The organism is Stieleria maiorica, assembly GCF_008035925.1.
Lineage (GTDB): Bacteria > Planctomycetota > Planctomycetia > Pirellulales > Pirellulaceae > Stieleria > Stieleria maiorica.
The window spans coordinates 2,591,348-2,607,454 of record NZ_CP036264.1 but is presented as its reverse complement, the minus strand read 5'-3'; the positions used below and the strand labels follow the sequence as shown (position 1 = coordinate 2,607,454).

14 protein-coding genes are annotated in these 16,107 nt (G+C 55.1%); 10 read left to right on the top strand and 4 right to left on the bottom strand.

Annotated features, from left to right (window positions below; genetic code table 11):
- Positions 1–410: 410 nt before the first annotated feature.
- The gene (locus Mal15_RS09000; RefSeq protein WP_147867453.1) at positions 411–1,865 is read right to left on the bottom strand and encodes a catalase; all 1,455 of its coding nucleotides are present in this window, start codon (positions 1,863–1,865) and stop codon (positions 411–413) included.
- A gap of 422 nt (positions 1,866–2,287) precedes the next feature.
- Between Mal15_RS09000 and Mal15_RS08995 the strand changes: the two genes are divergently transcribed.
- The 4 genes from Mal15_RS08995 to Mal15_RS35100 all read left to right on the top strand — a co-directional run bounded on the left by Mal15_RS08995 (position 2,288) and on the right by Mal15_RS35100 (position 5,819).
- The gene (locus Mal15_RS08995) at positions 2,288–3,223 is read left to right on the top strand and encodes a DNA-3-methyladenine glycosylase 2 (protein ID WP_199773829.1); all 936 of its coding nucleotides are present in this window, start codon (positions 2,288–2,290) and stop codon (positions 3,221–3,223) included.
- Between the two features lie 232 nt (positions 3,224–3,455).
- Positions 3,456–3,923 carry a universal stress protein gene (locus Mal15_RS08990; protein ID WP_167546693.1) on the top strand — a complete coding sequence of 156 codons (468 nt, stop codon included), beginning with the start codon at positions 3,456–3,458 and terminating at the stop codon, positions 3,921–3,923.
- Positions 3,924–4,004: 81 nt separating this feature from the next.
- A complete protein-coding gene (locus tag Mal15_RS08985; protein WP_147867450.1) occupies positions 4,005–5,240 on the top strand; it encodes a site-2 protease family protein in 1,236 nt (411 codons plus the stop codon).
- Between the two features lie 105 nt (positions 5,241–5,345).
- On the top strand, positions 5,346–5,819 hold the full coding sequence (locus Mal15_RS35100) for a universal stress protein (RefSeq protein ID WP_167546692.1): 474 nt from the start codon (positions 5,346–5,348) through the stop codon (positions 5,817–5,819).
- A gap of 302 nt (positions 5,820–6,121) precedes the next feature.
- Here Mal15_RS35100 and Mal15_RS08975 read toward each other — a convergent pair whose 3' ends face one another.
- Positions 6,122–7,132 carry a universal stress protein gene (locus Mal15_RS08975; RefSeq protein WP_147867449.1) on the bottom strand — a complete coding sequence of 337 codons (1,011 nt, stop codon included), beginning with the start codon at positions 7,130–7,132 and terminating at the stop codon, positions 6,122–6,124.
- A gap of 324 nt (positions 7,133–7,456) precedes the next feature.
- Between Mal15_RS08975 and Mal15_RS08970 the strand changes: the two genes are divergently transcribed.
- The 3 genes from Mal15_RS08970 (at position 7,457) to aceE (ending at position 12,081) form a co-directional block, all read left to right on the top strand.
- On the top strand, positions 7,457–8,608 hold the full coding sequence (locus Mal15_RS08970; RefSeq protein WP_147867448.1) for a baeRF3 domain-containing protein: 1,152 nt from the start codon (positions 7,457–7,459) through the stop codon (positions 8,606–8,608).
- A gap of 216 nt (positions 8,609–8,824) precedes the next feature.
- Entirely contained in the window at positions 8,825–9,322 is a 498-nt protein-coding gene (locus Mal15_RS35095; protein ID WP_147867447.1) for a universal stress protein, read from the top strand.
- Between the two features lie 71 nt (positions 9,323–9,393).
- A complete protein-coding gene (aceE, locus tag Mal15_RS08960) occupies positions 9,394–12,081 on the top strand; it encodes a pyruvate dehydrogenase (acetyl-transferring), homodimeric type (RefSeq protein ID WP_147867446.1) in 2,688 nt (895 codons plus the stop codon).
- A 234-nt stretch (positions 12,082–12,315) separates the two neighbouring features.
- Here aceE and sdhB read toward each other — a convergent pair whose 3' ends face one another.
- Positions 12,316–13,143, bottom strand: coding sequence for a succinate dehydrogenase iron-sulfur subunit (gene sdhB, locus Mal15_RS08955; protein WP_147867445.1), 828 nt, complete (start codon positions 13,141–13,143; stop codon positions 12,316–12,318).
- 86 nt (positions 13,144–13,229) lie between these two features.
- On the opposite strand from sdhB, the gene Mal15_RS08950 reads away from it, so the two are divergent.
- Positions 13,230–13,679 carry a hypothetical protein gene (locus Mal15_RS08950; protein ID WP_147867444.1) on the top strand — a complete coding sequence of 150 codons (450 nt, stop codon included), beginning with the start codon at positions 13,230–13,232 and terminating at the stop codon, positions 13,677–13,679.
- Between the two features lie 37 nt (positions 13,680–13,716).
- Here the strand turns inward: Mal15_RS08950 and Mal15_RS08945 are convergent, their stop codons facing one another.
- Positions 13,717–14,082 carry a cupin domain-containing protein gene (locus Mal15_RS08945; RefSeq protein ID WP_147867443.1) on the bottom strand — a complete coding sequence of 122 codons (366 nt, stop codon included), beginning with the start codon at positions 14,080–14,082 and terminating at the stop codon, positions 13,717–13,719.
- A 386-nt stretch (positions 14,083–14,468) separates the two neighbouring features.
- Between Mal15_RS08945 and Mal15_RS08940 the strand changes: the two genes are divergently transcribed.
- Both Mal15_RS08940 and Mal15_RS08935 read left to right on the top strand, forming a co-directional pair.
- The gene (locus tag Mal15_RS08940; RefSeq protein ID WP_147867442.1) at positions 14,469–14,843 is read left to right on the top strand and encodes a DUF488 domain-containing protein; all 375 of its coding nucleotides are present in this window, start codon (positions 14,469–14,471) and stop codon (positions 14,841–14,843) included.
- 231 nt (positions 14,844–15,074) lie between these two features.
- Positions 15,075–16,052 carry a universal stress protein gene (locus Mal15_RS08935; protein WP_147867441.1) on the top strand — a complete coding sequence of 326 codons (978 nt, stop codon included), beginning with the start codon at positions 15,075–15,077 and terminating at the stop codon, positions 16,050–16,052.
- The last annotated feature ends 55 nt before the right edge of the window (positions 16,053–16,107 follow it).

The following is a 16,107-nucleotide window of genomic DNA, read 5'->3' as shown; positions in this document are numbered from 1 at the left end:
TTCTTAAAAGCGAGCAGGCGGAGCGCGTTTAAGACGACGACAATCGTTGAGCCTTTTCGCTTCCCTCGTTGGCAATGATCAGTTCGCTTAACCGATCGGCACACGCATCATCCTCGCCCGGGAGTCCGGGAAGGAGGAATTGGATATCGAAGCGAACCTTGTCTCGCATCTGCCGATTGTCTGTCGATGTAGGTTTTGTCGGTCGTAGAAGCCGCTAATGGCCTCGGGACATCGATTGTATTGGCGACGAATTTGATCGTAGCGGAAAGCGATAAGACCTTTGCAGCGTCAGCCCTCTCTAGCGTTTGCTTGCTGCGCAAACGCCGTCTCTCCCAGAGGGAGAGAATCTAAATGGGTTGCCCAAAGCTGCCGTTAAACAATCGATGGCCTCCGGGCATCGGAAACGAACGCTAGCCACCGCTGACGCCCTTGCGAATACGGTCCCCGATGTTTTTGTCGATGTTGCTCCAGTACTCCAGCGCCCGCTGTAGCACGGGCTCGGACACGCCTCCCTTCAGGTGTCCGACGACATTTGACACCAAACGCTCGCGTTGCTCATCATCCATGACGTCGCGAACCAACGTGCCGGCCTGACCAAAGTCGTCATCATCCTTACGTAGGGTATAGGCGGAACGAGTAAACTCGCCGTCGGCCGCCCATGTTGCGTCTTCGGGAAAACGCTCACCATCGGCCGCCGGTCCGCCCTTGGAGTTTGGTGCATATACCGGGTCAGAAACGTTTTGCGTTCGACCTTGCCCATCCTTACTGTAGCTGAACACAGGACACTGCGGAGCGTTGACTGGAATCTGCTTGTAGTTCACTCCCAGTCGATGCCGATGTGCGTCCGCGTAGGCGAACATGCGACCGAGCAACATCTTGTCGGGACTGATTCCAATTCCCGGCACGAGGTTGTTGGGTTCAAACGCCGCCTGTTCGATTTCGGTGTGGAAGTCGGTCGGGTTGCGATTCAGAGTTAATTTGCCGACGTCGTGCAGAGGGTAATCTGCATGCGGCCAGATTTTGGTCAGGTCGAACGGATTCAACCGATAGGTCTTCGCTTCCTCGAAGGGCATGATCTGCATCTTCAACGACCAACTGGGATGGTCACCTCGCTTAATCGCGTCGAACAGGTCGCGACGGTGGTAGTCACCGTCAGCCCCGGCCAATCGGTCGGCCTCTTCCTGGGTGAGAAAGTCGATGCCTTGATCCGTCTTGAAGTGGTACTTCACCCAAAATCGTTCGCCGGCGGCATTGACCCACATATAGGTGTGGCTGGAGTAGCCGTTCATGTGCCGCCAGGTCTTTGGAATCCCGCGATCACCCATCAACCAAGCCACCTGATGGGCTGATTCGGGCGACAGAGACCAGAAGTCCCACTGCATGTCATGATCGCGGAGGCCGTTGTCCGCACGACGTTTTTGCGATCGTATAAAATGCTGGAACTTCAAGGGATCACGAAGGAAGAACACGGGCGTGTTGTTCCCCACCATGTCGTAGTTGCCTTCGGTGGTGTAGAATTTCAGCGAGAAGCCGCGGGGGTCGCGCCAGGTATCAGGACTGCCACGCTCGCCCGCCACGGTGGAGAATCGGATCAATGTGTCGGTCGTCGTCCCCGGCTGAAACACTGCCGCCTTGGTGAACGCACTGACATCGTGGGTTACTTCGAAGTGCCCGAACGCTCCGGAACCTTTCGCGTGCGGCTGTCGCTCGGGAATGCGTTCGCGATTGAAATTGGCCATCTGCTCGATGAGGTAATGGTCGTGCAGTAAAATGGGCCCATCAGGTCCTACGCTCAACGAGTGCTCGTCACTGGAGACGGGGCAACCCGCATCGGTGGTTGTCGGCTTCGAGTCATTCTTGTTCATACTGAGAATCCTTTGTCTTTGCAGTTCGGCGATCGGCCTGGCGCAACCAATCTATCATGTTCAGCGGTTACCATGAGTTGCTCCAACCGCAATTCGTGCGCCAGTCGCGACGCATTCCACGCCGAGGCGTACTTCAGCAGCAATCCGGAATGCTTCCGTGAACTCCTCCGGGTTGGGCCGCTACCAAACGCTTTGCCTGGTCGCCTTCACTGTGACTGGCGATCGACAGAACGTCCGCGGCTTTTAGCGAACACTGTCCTGTTTGTTTTCTACCGGATGTCGGCCCACGCTTTGCTCGGCATTTCGCGTGGTGACAATCTCGACTCCCACGTGGCTTGTGTCGCTTTCACAACCTAACCTGCGATGCAGGTCCACCTTTTCAAGAAAAATTCAGAGAAGTTGATTTACACGTGATTGAATTCGTGCTGAAACCAAAGCCGCCTTTTCGGCTCGATTTGGCTGCCTGGACCATCCGCCGGCGACCAGAGAATGTCATCGATCATTGGGACGGGAGTGTCTATCGTCGCGTGTTGCCGTTCAAAGAAGAAGTCGCATTGGTCGAAGTCACGCAGCGATCCAGCGGCATGCATCCTCGGCTATTAATACAAGTCAACTGCGACAATGAGTCACCCGAGTTGAGGAGCGTCGCAAGCGCTGCCGTGGAGCGGTTGCTCGGCATCCGCGTGGACATGCAGGGCTTTTATGAATTCGCGGCCGGAAAACCAAAGCTGGGACCGCTCGCCTCGCGGTTCCGTGGCATGAAACCGCCGCGATTTCTGACCGGTTTCGAATGCCTGGTCAACGCGATCGCCTGCCAACAGTTTTCGCTGGCCGCTGGAATTCAAATTCTAAATCGGTTCTCCGAGACGTTCGGAAGGTCGTTTCAAAGCAGCGACACCGGTTATTTCGCATTTCCCCGCCCCAAAGATTTGATTCAGGTCCACGAAGAGGAACTTCGCGAGATTGGGTTCAGCCGACAGAAGGCTGCAGCATTGCTGGACTTGGCCCGCTTGGAGCGCACGGGCGAGTTCAAGCTGTGGCAGTTGCAAAAAGTTTCAGACGAAGCAGCCGTCGCCGAACTGTGTCGATTGCACGGCGTCGGCCGTTGGACGGCTGAATACGCACTGCTCCGCGGCTTGGGCAGACTACATGTCTTCCCCGGCGACGACGTTGGTGCGCGAAACAACCTGTGCCGCTGGTTGGGTTTGTCCGAGCAACTCGACTATGAAAAGGTAGCTCGCGTGCTGAAACGCTGGAAACATTTCGGCGGCCTGATTTACTTTCACCTTCTACTGGAGAAACTCGCTGCCGGAGGACATCTAGCGACCAGTGCAGATCCAGTTGCAAGAGATCGCTAGTGTCATCCACGGTTGTCAATGTCAACCTGCGCTGACGTTCGGCGTTGCGTAAGTGATCAGATCGTTCGCTCACGCCGCGAATTCGCTACAGGTTTCAAAGGCTTTCGCCAAGCCTCGGCCGTAAGTGCTGAACTGGCACAAGGTTAGCATTCCATGGACTGTACGCAAGCCTACTGATTCATGCGACTGTCCTATGAACGTCGGCTGATTGCTGCTTTTGGAGATTAGAACCGTGAGAAAGAACGTCATCCTCTGTCCTGTCGACTACTCCGAGAGCACGGAGTTGGCGATCAGTCTGGCCGTTGACCTGGCCAATGCGGTTAACTCGAAGGTGATCTTGCTGCATGTCATTGACCCGGGCGTCCCAGCGCTCTCTATCAATCAGTCGATCAATAACAGACTTCTCGCACGTCTGCGTGAGCAATACCTCGATCTCAATGAGGTTGATTGGGAGCAAGTGACGCGGCACGGCGATCCAGCCGAGACCGTGATCGCGTACGCCAAGCGGCGTTCAGCAGACCTGATCGTGATGGGCACGCAAGGACGAACGGGACTTGCAAGTTTGGTCGTCGGTAGTGTCGCGAGAAAAGTGATGGCCGGTGCTCACTGCCCTGTGGTGACAGTGAAGACACCGACGTTATCTGGTGCAGGTTCGTGGCAAGACGCAGTGATGCCGATGCGAGCCTCGACTGTGAGGTGATGTCGCGACCGTTTCGGGGAGTACTCAAGCCGATCACTTTGGCGTTTGGCAAACGCAGCATACCAACCAAGGACAATCAGAATGATTACTAAACGCTTCAAGATTTTCGAACTGCTGGGCTTTCCGATCTACTTGGACCTGAGTTGGTTTGCAATTGCGATTTTGATTTCCTGGTCGTTGGCCACCGGCGTCTTTCCACAGCAAGTCGAAGGACTGACGGGATTGACCTATTGGTCGATGGGTGTTGTCGGCGCGATGGGTCTGTTCGCGTCCATTCTCGCGCATGAACTGGGGCATGCCGTCATGGCTCGGCGATTTGATTTGCACATGCGGGGCATCACACTTTTCATTTTTGGTGGCGTGGCTGAAATGAGCGAAGAACCGCCCAGCGCCAAGTCAGAGTTTTATGTCGCCATTGCTGGACCGATCGTCAGCATCTTCATCGCCATCACATGTTTGGCAGTTGGTGCTGTGGGCGGCGGGTTGATGCCCCAATCTTTCTCTGCTGTGGTCTGGTACCTGGGAATGATGAACGGTGTGTTGGTCGCGTTCAACATGATTCCGGCCTTCCCGCTCGATGGCGGGCGGGTATTGCGCTCGATCCTTTGGCACGTGAAGGGCAACTTGCGATGGGCGACGAAGATTTCGTCGTCCTTGGGGTCTGGGTTCGGGCTGGTGTTAATCATCATGGGCTTGATGAACCTTTTGGCCGGCAACGTTATTGGTGCCGTTTGGCAATTCTTGATCGGGATGTTTCTACGTAACGCCGCTCAGGGGTCTTATCAGCAGGTGTTGGTGCGGCGAGCGCTGGAAGGCGAACCCGTCTCTCGCTTCATGCAACCCAATGTCGTCACGGTCGAGCCTTCGTTGAGCGTTGACACATTCGTCGAAGACTACGTCTACCGTCTGCATCACAAGATGTTTCCCGTGACCGACAATGGACGACTGATCGGCTGCGTGACGACTCGGGACGTGCAACAGGTGCCGCGAAACGAGTGGGCGACGACGACCGTGGCGAAAATATCGCGAGACTGCGAACAAAAGAATACGATTACTCCGTCCAGTGACGCGATCCAGGCATTGGCAAAGATGAGTCAGGCAGGCGTGTCGCGAATGATGGTTGTCGACGAGGATCGATTGGTCGGGCTGTTGTCGCTCAGCGATCTGATGAAGTTCATCGCGTTGAAGATGGAACTGGAGGGTGGTGACGAGACGAGCTTCGAAACGTCACCGCAACCGGAATGCAGAGAGGGAACAGCACGATCGTTCGAACAGAACGCTCGTGCCAGTAATAAGCGAGCTATCGAGATGCGCTAGCGCACCTCATACAAGGTTGGCAATGCACTCAATCGAATTTTACTTCAACGCCGTACTTAAACAGCGCACTTCATCCTTACCTACTTTCACCGCAGGAACTGAATCGTGTCCAGAAACTCAAATTCCATTCGCCGAATCCTTTACGCCACGGATTTTTCACCAGCGTGTCAGGCTGCCTTGGAGTATGCCAAACGACTCGCCGAATGCAGCGGCGCGAGTGTGCTTGTCTTGCACGTTCAGCCGGGATGGAGCGGAAACGCTGAAACCAGCGAGGAAACGTCTCAAGAACTCAACATTATTCAGTCTCGCCTGTCAGGCGTTGACGTCGAGTTGCTTGTCCGCTCGGGTCCAGCGGGAGAGGTCATTTGCTGGGTTGCACAGGAACGTGGTTGCGACGAAATTGTAATGGGAACGCATGGCCGTACCGGATTGGCAAGCCTGCTGATGGGAAGTGTTGCCGAGCATGTGATTCGTCACGCAAGGTGTCCCGTCGTGACCGTCCGTTTGCGACCAGAGAATGAAAAGCCCCTAGAAGAACCCAGGGTTGGAATGGAGATGCCACCCATCCAACCGTTATAACGTCATGACGCGAATTCAGAGGAAGTGATGATCGAAACGACAGCGAACAAGTACACCTGGCAGTCAAGGTCCCTTCTGCCGTGCGTCATCATTGGTGCAATGTTGGCAACGACCGGGCAATGTGACGAGGCAATGTGACGAGCGAGTTGTTGCCGTGATTGTCACCCGGTCCCAAGTTTGTGCTCTCCGAGCATCTTTCCGAAAATGGCAAACTCGACGAACAAAAGTAACTTACGAGCAGGTTTCGCCAACAAGCAGGCAATCAGCTACGTTGCAAGTCACCAACCGGAACTGCATCGCCTTCAGCACCGCCCTTCATCGTCGTGTTGCGATGAGAAGATACTGAAGATTGGCTCAGCGTTCTCCCGGATGACCGTCCGTTCGAGGTCTCGCTCGATCGGCGAGACAAACCCCTCGGGCTTGACCGTCAAGACAGAACACTTCACGTCTGACAAGACAGACTCGGCCGTATTACCGATGAAGAAACCGGCGACACCCGTGCGGCACTGTGTCCCCATGACCAACAAGTCGGTTTCGAGATGCTTGACCAACTCGCGAATCTTGTCGGCGGCAGCCCCACGGCTAATATGCTTTCGAACATCACCGACCGTTACCGTTTTACCGATCAAGTCATCCACTCGGCGACGCACCGAGGCCTCAAGCTCGTCGGCCATGCCGTCGATGATCGAGTCGCCCATCTTCATCCGCAGCGGCGTTTCCATCCAAATGTCCCATGCACTGACGACGTGCAGAGCCGCTGATTCACGTTTCGCGATGGAATCAGAAAGTTCCAGGATGTTGTGATTCAAGTTGGCTGTCGCTTCGTCGTCTGACGTGGCATCAACCGCAGCTACAACGCAGTCAAACGTGCCGCGAAGTTTCGGTTTCAACAGCCAGACCGGACAGGGAGCTATACGCATCAATGATTGTGAAACGCTGCCGAGCAACCGATTGACGACGCCGGCGCCCTCGGCGGATTTCACCAACAGATCGTGTTTGCCGGAAATCACTTGTCGGACGACTTCATTCGCCCGATTGCCGATGGTAACCACGACATCCAACGGAACACCGGTGCAGGAGTACTCGCTCGCAATCTCAAGCAGTTGGCGGCGACGATCGGCGGCGACGGCCTGCTGCAACCCGTCGGTGTCGCTGATTGCATTCAATAATCCGATTGCGCGCGGCAGTGGCTCGACGACGCTCATCAACGTCAGCGACGCCTTGTTTTGGATCGCCAACTCAACGGCGCGGCATCGCGTCGATTCGTCCAACGAGGGGTCAGTGACATGCAGAATGTGGCGAAATGGCTTCATGGGAATGGTCCTGGCTTTGGGAAGGACTGTTGATCACAGCGGCTTAAATCGAGTGAATCTCAAGTGATGCAAAAATCAGTCCGTTGTCGTCGAAAGCCTCTCTTCACCTGTCTTGCGACGCGCAGCACGTCAACGGTGGTGGACACGTGACACCTGCAGTTGGCACGGCATGGCGTAGGCTGCCAGCTAGCGCTACCGAACTGATCGCAAACGGGCCGCCTACGCCAGGTTGAATCATCGAATTGTCGCGTTGGAACGAGAAGTGCATCGTGATTCATCATCTGCTTAGGATTCAATCACAAGGTGTTAAAAGGAGATTTAGTCATGCGTCAAATCACTGTCGAACGTTTTGCCCAGCTACTTGCAACTCATCCCTCGCCGTGCATCTCACTCTATCAACCCACTCATCGACGGCATCCAGACAACACTCAGGACACAATCCGATTTCGGAATCTGCTCGGCCAACTGGAATCGTCGTTGGCTCAGCAGTACGATGCCGACCAAGTTCGCGAAACTCTGAAGCCGTTTGAGCAACTTAGTCGGAATCACAACTTCTGGAATCATCGGACCGATGGATTGGCCATTTTCTGTTCGCCCGGCATCTTTGAAATCGTCGAGCTACAGCGTCCCGTTCAGGAGTTGCTTGTGGTCGCCGACAGCTTTCATACGAAACCTCTGGTACGGATTCTTCAGTCGGCCGACCGCTATCAAGTCCTGTGTCTCAGTCGCCACGAAGCCAAACTCTACGAGGGCAACCGCGATGCGTTGGCGGAAGTTGAATTGATGGACGTACCTACGAGCATCTCGGACGTATTGGCCGATGAACGGAGTCCGGTGACTCAAACGGTAGGTTCGTATGGCAAACGTTCAGGCGAAGGTGGTATCGCAGTGCATCATGGTCATGGGCCCCGTACGGATGCCAAAGACGCGGATGTCCTGAAGTTCTTTCGAGCGGTCGATCAGGGGATTCTGAAACATCACTCTCGCACGACCGCATTGCCGTTGATGTTGGTCGCACTCGCAGAGACCCAAGCTGAGTTTCGCCGGATCAGCGACAACCCATTCTTGCTTGCCGGAGGAATCAAGGTCGATCCCGAATCGCTCGACGCAAATGAACTGCGAGAGCGGGCTTGGAAAGCGGTCGAACCGACGTACTTGGAACGACTGGCGAGCATGACGGAGAAGTTTGGGGCGGCACGTTCTCGCGACGCTGGATCAGGCGATCTTTCGGATGTCGCGAGGGCAGCCGTTGCGGATAAAGTGGCAACGCTCATGTTGGAGGCGGATCGCGTCATCCCAGGAGTACTTGACCGAACGACAGGAGCAATTAACTCGCCCGACGCGACAACTCCCCACGTTGACGACATGCTTGATGATCTTGCCGAGTTGGTGCTCTCCAAAGGCGGCGAAGTCATCATCGTTCCGAAAGACCGCATGCCAACGGAATCGGGCTTGGCGGCGATTTATCGATTTTAACAGACTCGATTATGTGTTGGCTCTGCGTTGGCCCCCAATCCTACAGCGAGTTTGAACACTCCTGCGACTCTCGAAGGCATCGAAGAGTTTTTCAAGGCGTGGATGCTAGTTGTGCAAGTCAACTAACACGAGGTGTCCGACGAACGGTCGCCGGCCCACGCGAACGGCCAAACCTGCCGACTAAGTTCTTTCAACACATAGTCATCGCATTTAGAAATGGAAATTGGAATGTCCAAAAATACCATCAAACCCATTCGACGCATTCTTTTTCCTACGGACTTTTCGCCAGCCGCAAACGCGGCTTTCGGGTACGCGGAGCGTCTTGCTGCCAGTACCGGCGCAGGGATACTCGTTCTACATGTGCCACAAGACTCGGCAACGGTCGGCCCCTTGAACAACGTAGCCGGCGAAAAGAGACGTCAGCTGCAGGCCGTTCGGTCACAGCTGCCCGACGTTGATATCGAACGCATCTTTTACGCCGGGGCGCCAGGAGAAGTCATTTGTTGGATCGCTCAGGAGTATCGGTGCGACCAGATTGTGATGGGAACGCATGGACGCACCGGCTTGATTAATTTGCTGATGGGCAGCGTCGCCGAACACGTGGTCCGCCACGCGCGGTGTCCTGTGCTGACCGTTCCCAGCCGGCCCCGTGGTGAAGCCCCCTTGAAGGATCCCGCCATCGACTTCCCGCCACCAATGATACAGCCTTTGTAGGAACTTGAACCCATGCGACAGCACCCAACGCAATCCTCTGACAACAGCCCGCGATACCCAGGAATGCAACGATGAGCTCACGCGATAAATCCGGCGTCCAAACGAAACTTGACCCGGCGGAGCTGAGCGATTGGTACGAATCTCTCGACAGTGTGGCGGCGCGATACGATTCGGATTGCGTTGTTGAATTGCTGCATGCTTTACGAATGCGAGCGGCACATCTGTTACCGGAACTTCCACCCGTGACGGCGACCCCCTATCAAAACACGATCCCCAGTCATCGACAGCCCGTTTATCCCGGCGATCTACAGATCGAGAAACGCATCCGCAATCTCATCCGCTGGAATGCGATGGCAATGGTCGTTCGCGGGAACCAGGAGTTTCCCGGGATCGGCGGTCATCTTGCGTCGTATGCCTCGATTGCGACCTTGTTTGAAGTGGGCTTCAACCACTTCTTCCACGCGTCGACAGACGAGCATCCTGGCGATTTTGTGTACTTTCAAGGTCACTCCTCGCCAGGTATTTATTCCCGTGCGTTTTTGGAAGGGCGATTGCAGGAATCCGATCTCCAGCGGTTTCGTCGCGAGACGCCACGAGAAACAGGACTTTCGTCTTACCCACATCCGTGGCTGATGCCGGAGTTCTGGCAGTTCCCCACCGTCTCGATGGGCCTGGGGCCGTTGATGGCGATTTATCAAGCGAGGTTTCTAAATTACCTGACGAATCGGGGCATCATCAATGCTTCGCAGTCACGTGTGTGGTGTTTCATGGGCGATGGCGAGAGCGATGAACCAGAATCGTTGGGCGCGTTGTCGCTGGCCGGACGCGAGCATCTGGACAACTTGACTTTCGTTATCGACTGCAATTTGCAACGACTCGATGGTCCGGTGCGTGGCAACGGGAAAATTATCCAGGAACTTGAAGGTGTATTCACTGGTGCGGGTTGGAGCGCCATCAAAGTGATCTGGAGCAGCGACTGGGACGAGCTGTTCGCAGCAGACACCGACGGATTGTTGGCAAGACGCATGAACGAAGCCGTTGATGGGGAGTTCCAGAAGTATGCCGTTGAATCCGGTGCCTACATTCGCGAGCATTTCTTCGGCACGTCGCCTGAATTGCAAGCGTTGGTATCGCATCTTTCAGATGAACAGATTCGACGATTGGGACGCGGTGGTCATGATCCGAAGAAAGTGTACGCGGCTTACAAGACCGCGACGGAGTACAAGCAAGGGCCGTCGGTGATTCTTGCCAAGACAATTAAAGGCTACGGGCTCGGTACAGCTGGCGAGGCGAGCAACGTTTCACACCAGCAACACGAATTAAACCCCGAACAGTTGCAAGTATTCGGCAAACGATTTGAAATTCCGCTCAGCGATGACGAAATCGCGCAAATGGCATTCTGCCGTCCCGACGAATCGAGCAGTGAAATCGCGTATTTGAAATCTCGCAGAAAACAATTGGGCGGTTTCCTGCCGGCCAGAAAGACGACCACTGCGAAACTGAGCATCCCCAGCCTGGACGATTTTGGCAGGCTGCTTCAAGGTACGAAAGATCGTCAAGCCGCGTCGACAATGATGATCGGCAGGATTTTGGCTCAGTTGTTGAAAGACAAAGACATCGGCAAATACATTGTGCCGATCATCCCTGATGAAGCACGCACATTCGGATTGAATTCGCTGTTCGCCACCTACGGAATCTATTCCAGCAAAGGCCAACTCTACGAACCGGTCGACGCTGATCAGTTGATGTACTATCGCGAAGCCAAAGATGGACAGGTATTGCAAGAGGGGATTACGGAAGCCGGTGCGATGTCAAGTTTTATCGCAGCGGGGACAAGTCATGCGCACCTGCAGACACCGTTGATCCCGTTCTATCTGTATTATTCGATGTTCGGTTTCCAGCGGGTCGGTGATTTCATCTGGGCTGCGGCCGATTCTCGCGTGAAGGGATTTTTGATTGGGGCGACGTCAGGGAGAACGACGTTGCAAGGCGAAGGGTTGCAGCACTGCGATGGCCATAGCCCGCTGGTTGCGACGACGATCCCAACGCTTCAATCTTACGATCCTGCGTATGGGTATGAACTAGCCGTCATCATTCAAGACGGATTGCGACGGATGTATGTCGAAAACGAGGAGATCTTTTACTACATCACCGGATACAACGAGCTTTATTCGATGCCGGACATGCCTGACGGAGCGGAAACCGGAATTCTCAAGGGCATGTATCGACTTCGCAGCGTCACGCCGGAACAAACGCCCCGTGCCGCGCGGCCGCAGTTGTTCGGCAGCGGATCTCTGCTGCCGGAGGTCTTGCGGGCACAAGAAATTCTCGCTGAACAATACGAATTGGGAAGCGATGTATGGAGCGTGACCAGCTATTGCCAGTTGCGACGCAATGCACAAGCAGCCGACCGCTTCAACGACTTGCACCCCGGGGAACTGAAACGCCGCAGTTATTTAGAAGAGGCCTTGGAAAACGTGAGCGATCCGATCATTGCCGTTACGGACTACATTAAGCTGGTTCCGGATCAAATTCGCCAGTGGGTTCCGGGTCGGTATGTGACACTCGGCACCGATGGTTTCGGTCGCAGTGACACACGAAAAGGTCTTCGACGTCACTTCGCTGTAGACGCCGAACACATCGTTTATGCGACCCTTCAGGCTCTTCCCGACTCGTCCGGATTCGCCAACGATCAACTGATTGAAGCGATGCGTCATCTCGACATTGATCCCGAAAGTATGGACCCCGCAATCGCGTGAATCAAACTCTTTTTTGCTGAAACCAAATGAACATGACTCCGACGACAGCGGCCCAACAGATGCCGGAGCACTGTTTGCTGGTGCGGATGGTTAAACGTGTGTCTCGGCCTGGTGGTTCCTGGTGCGAGCGCGCAGTGTGCCAAGCGAGTTAACAATCGGCAGTTTCGCGACGAGCGAGGGAGAGGAACCTGCCGAGTTGGTCGATTGGATCAATCGACAACGTGACAGTCATTGTTATCCATCGAAGAACTTTCTGATCGCATGCAACGTTGCGGCGCGACCCGCACGGCCCCAGGATGTCATCAGCGGAATCTCCTTCGGACAGACCGCTTGGCAGTTCCCCGCCTTGCCACAATTTTGGATGCCACCCGGTGCGATCATCGCTTCGATACGATCAGAAGCCGACATTCGACCGGTGGGATGCGAGTTCATGAGTACGCTTTGACTCATCGCAGCCGCACCGATGAATTGACGGTCATACTCAGCGTCTCGACGGCGTTTGAAATCCTCGTCGCATTCGCCATCCGCTTGCTTGACCTCGACCCGGGTGTACTGCGGGCATGCTTCCAGGCAGCAACCACAGCTCATGCACTGACTCAGCGGATACGCCATGCTTTGCTCCTGCTGCGATTGCAGCGGCCCCGGTCCCATGTCGTAGTATCCGTCGACGGGAATCCAACACTTCAACTTCTCAAGTGCTCGAAACAACCGCTGTCGATCCACGAACAAATCTCGAATCACGGGGAATTTGCTCATCGGACGAAGTTCAACGTGCGCCGGATTGTCTTTCAGCAAGTCGTCGATCAGCGCTGAACATGCTTGTCGGACACGGCCATTGATCACCATTGTGCAAGAACCGCACACCTCCTCAAGACAGTTCGCATCATACGCAACCGGGGTCGTTTTCATTCCTTCGATCGTCGTCGGGTTGGCGGCGATACGCTGCAAGACGCTGGTGACATTCATACTCGGCTCGCGACGAACCTGGAACGTCTGCCAGTAACTCGGCCTGTCAGGGTGGTCCTGACGCAGGACACGCACCGTCAACTTCGGTTCATTCATCGGACACTCCTGTTTTCGGCCCGTCATTTGCAACATGCATCCTGAACCCAAGGTCCGGCATCGGACACAATCTGGAGACATGAACGATGAGCAATCCGCGTACCGTATACGAAATACTGCAGTTGCTTGAAAAGTACCACGGCCAGCGTCGTGCCACCTATAGCCGGCTCGCCGGCGACGCGACCGATGCGATGGCTCAGATACTGCTGGAACACTTAGTCGTGCTTGAAGATCATTCGCTGAAGGTGGTTCAAGGCGAAATGCAGCAGCTTGATCCAAAGCACGCGACATACCTGACTTCGGGGCCGGTTTTGAGCCAAGAAGTCACGCACGCGGGCGACTGCCACTGTGCGGGCGATCCCACGTTCCAGGAATCTCTCGCTTGTGCATTGGAGTCGGATCACTTACTCGATCAATTGCTTCATCGATTGGAAGGATGCAGTGCCGCCCCATCGGTCTTGGGCTTGGCGAAGCGGTTGCGTGATCTGGAAGAAACGAAGGGTCGTCAAATCGCCAACTTCACACGAATGGACTGACCAAACATTTCCCGTCACCCAATCGGCGAGGGTCGATTTAATATCCAACGTTGTCATGCCTTGCTCCTTTTCCCTCTCGGAAGATTATCGTTAAAAGTACCAAAGAATCTTCGACACCATTGATCGTGTGAGGAACACCGCCAGGCAAGAAAGTCCATTGATTCGACTTGAGCGAATGCGTTTCACCATAGGCAGTCAGGGCAACACAGCCTTTCAGGCATTGGATCGTGATCGGACCGGGGACATGGTGGTTGTGGCAGACTTCGCAGTCCTTGCGAACCGCCATCCGGATCGCCTCGAATGATTCGTTCTTCACCAAAACGAATGTCTCAGCTTCCGGCAACAACTCGTCCGGCGACTGGAGATTTGCGGCCACGCCAGCGGCCGCGTGTGGGATCGACATGAGAATTGCCTTTCATCACGATTGGGTTCGGAATATTCATATGATTGCACGCAAAATGCGTGCCGTCTTCGGAGGCAGGAACCGCTGGATGCCTGCGGTAACGAAAGTCGGCAAGACTGTCGCCCTCATGCAGGCAAATCCAACCGATTAAGACAACGCTGGTTGACGCTCAGGAAACAAAAGGTGACGCTTGAGCATCGGCGGCAATTAACGGTTGCCAGAACGTTGGATTCCAGTTCCAGTTTGCGGTCGCAATGTGACCGGCAAACGGGATGCAGGCATCATGATCAACTTTTTTTCCGGTACACCGTTTGCGGGCTCTTCGGGCACCCGAGGCCGCGGGAACGGCGACGCCCGAACTCTTCGTTCCGCGAAGGTCGAAACCGATGTCGAAACAAAAATTGAAAGTCAAACTCATCCGGGCCTACGAGACCATTCCTCGCGACAATGGCCACTACCGGGTTTTGGTGGATCGGTTGTGGCCGCGCGGTGTCAAGAAAGAGGATCTTGATGTTGATGTCTGGATGAAGGAGGTGTCGCCGAGTACCGAACTTCGCAAATGGTTCGACCATGATCCCGAACGGTGGGATGAGTTTCGCACGCGATACTTCAAAGAGCTGGACGAAGTCAGAGTCCAAGTGTTAGAGATGCTTGAGTCTGCCGGCAAGCGAACGATATTGTTGATCTATGGCGCGAAGGACGACGAGCACAATCAAGCAGTCGCGCTGAAAGAGTGGATCGAAAACCATTTGTCCAAATAGATAGCCTGCCCGTCAAAAGCTGGACGTCGATATTGTTGCCGAGACAATCAGTTGCGGGCAGATGGAGGAGAATTGCACGGACAACTTGCCGATGGCCTGCGGGCGATCTTCTTAGGCTATGGGGTCCAAGACGAAGCGGGTACCCGTGCAATCCTAGCAAGGGCAAAAGTCGAGATTGCGTTGGAGTGCGGTTGTGCTTTGAACTGAACAAGTGAGGTCAGGAGAATCACCATGTTTCGGCTAGTCCAAGTTCTGTTGGATGGATCGTCGTTCGCCAAGCATGCGTTGCCGCTAGCGGTTGGCATCGCGCGGCGAGACGGGGCGACACTTCATGTCGTTCGCGTGTATGTACCGATCGCAGACATCGATCTTTATAAACAAGGTGATTTGTTTGCAAATCTGGATCGGGAATTGATGGAACACGCGGGCAACAATCTCGATGCGGTCGTCGCGAGTATTGCGGAAACCACGGGCTTGCACGCGACGGCTGTGCAGCTCAAAGGGCCGGTCGTCGACATGATTGCCCGGCACGCCTCCACAAGCGGTGCCGATTTGTTGATCATGACAACACAAGGGCGCGGTCCGCTATCGCGATTTTGGTTCGGCAGCGTCGCCGACTCACTCGTCCGACAAACGTCGATACCGATCTTAGTCATACGTCCGCAAGAAAATGCTCCCGACATTGCCCAGCCGCCGTCCGTCCGGCACGTGCTGATCCCGCTGGATGGGTCGGCACTCGCCGAGCAAGCACTGGAACCCGCGCTGACCCTTGGGAACGCTGACAATAGCGAATTCACGCTGCTGCGTGTCGTCCCGACGACGCTCTCTGACCATGATCCGATCAGCGGGCGGGTGAAAATGGGGTTAGGAACATCGTGGCATCAACAACTGCACGACTTAAGACGCCAGCTCGAAGCCGAAGCGCAGGACTATCTCGATCAGCTTGCGGGGCGGCTGCGGGCGCAATCGTTGAATGTACGGACTCGCTTGATTGCACATGAACAAACGGCGACAGCGATCCTCGACACTGCGTCAAGTCTTAGCGTTGGCGCCATCGCCCTGACGCCCCGTGGCCAAGGGGGCCTCAAGCGGCTGTTGCTCGGAAGTGTCGCCGACAAGGTGATACGCGGTGCCTCTATGCCGGTGCTGATCTGCCCACCGGTTGACGAATCAAAAGCGTTCGGAGATCGGGCGAAATCTCGAGGCTAACTCGTTCAGGTGCAGTTGACTTAGCGTGCACATGCTCGGCTGGTTTTAGAATCAC

Excerpts from the sequence above, each read along its gene's own strand:
- Mal15_RS08940 (WP_147867442.1), top strand. The coding sequence starts at position 14,469 with ATGTCGAAACAAAAATTGAAAGTCAAACTCATCCGGGCCTACGAGACC.
- Mal15_RS08985 (WP_147867450.1), top strand. The coding sequence starts at position 4,005 with ATGATTACTAAACGCTTCAAGATTTTCGAACTGCTGGGCTTTCCGATC.
- Mal15_RS08970 (WP_147867448.1), top strand. The coding sequence starts at position 7,457 with ATGCGTCAAATCACTGTCGAACGTTTTGCCCAGCTACTTGCAACTCAT.
- Mal15_RS35095 (WP_147867447.1), top strand. The coding sequence starts at position 8,825 with ATGGAAATTGGAATGTCCAAAAATACCATCAAACCCATTCGACGCATT.
- Mal15_RS08935 (WP_147867441.1), top strand. The coding sequence starts at position 15,075 with ATGTTTCGGCTAGTCCAAGTTCTGTTGGATGGATCGTCGTTCGCCAAG.
- Mal15_RS09000 (WP_147867453.1), bottom strand. The coding sequence starts at position 1,865 with ATGAACAAGAATGACTCGAAGCCGACAACCACCGATGCGGGTTGCCCC.
- Mal15_RS08950 (WP_147867444.1), top strand. The coding sequence starts at position 13,230 with ATGAGCAATCCGCGTACCGTATACGAAATACTGCAGTTGCTTGAAAAG.
- Mal15_RS08945 (WP_147867443.1), bottom strand. The coding sequence starts at position 14,082 with ATGTCGATCCCACACGCGGCCGCTGGCGTGGCCGCAAATCTCCAGTCG.
- aceE (WP_147867446.1), top strand. The coding sequence starts at position 9,394 with ATGAGCTCACGCGATAAATCCGGCGTCCAAACGAAACTTGACCCGGCG.
- Mal15_RS08975 (WP_147867449.1), bottom strand. The coding sequence starts at position 7,132 with ATGAAGCCATTTCGCCACATTCTGCATGTCACTGACCCCTCGTTGGAC.
- sdhB (WP_147867445.1), bottom strand. The coding sequence starts at position 13,143 with ATGAATGAACCGAAGTTGACGGTGCGTGTCCTGCGTCAGGACCACCCT.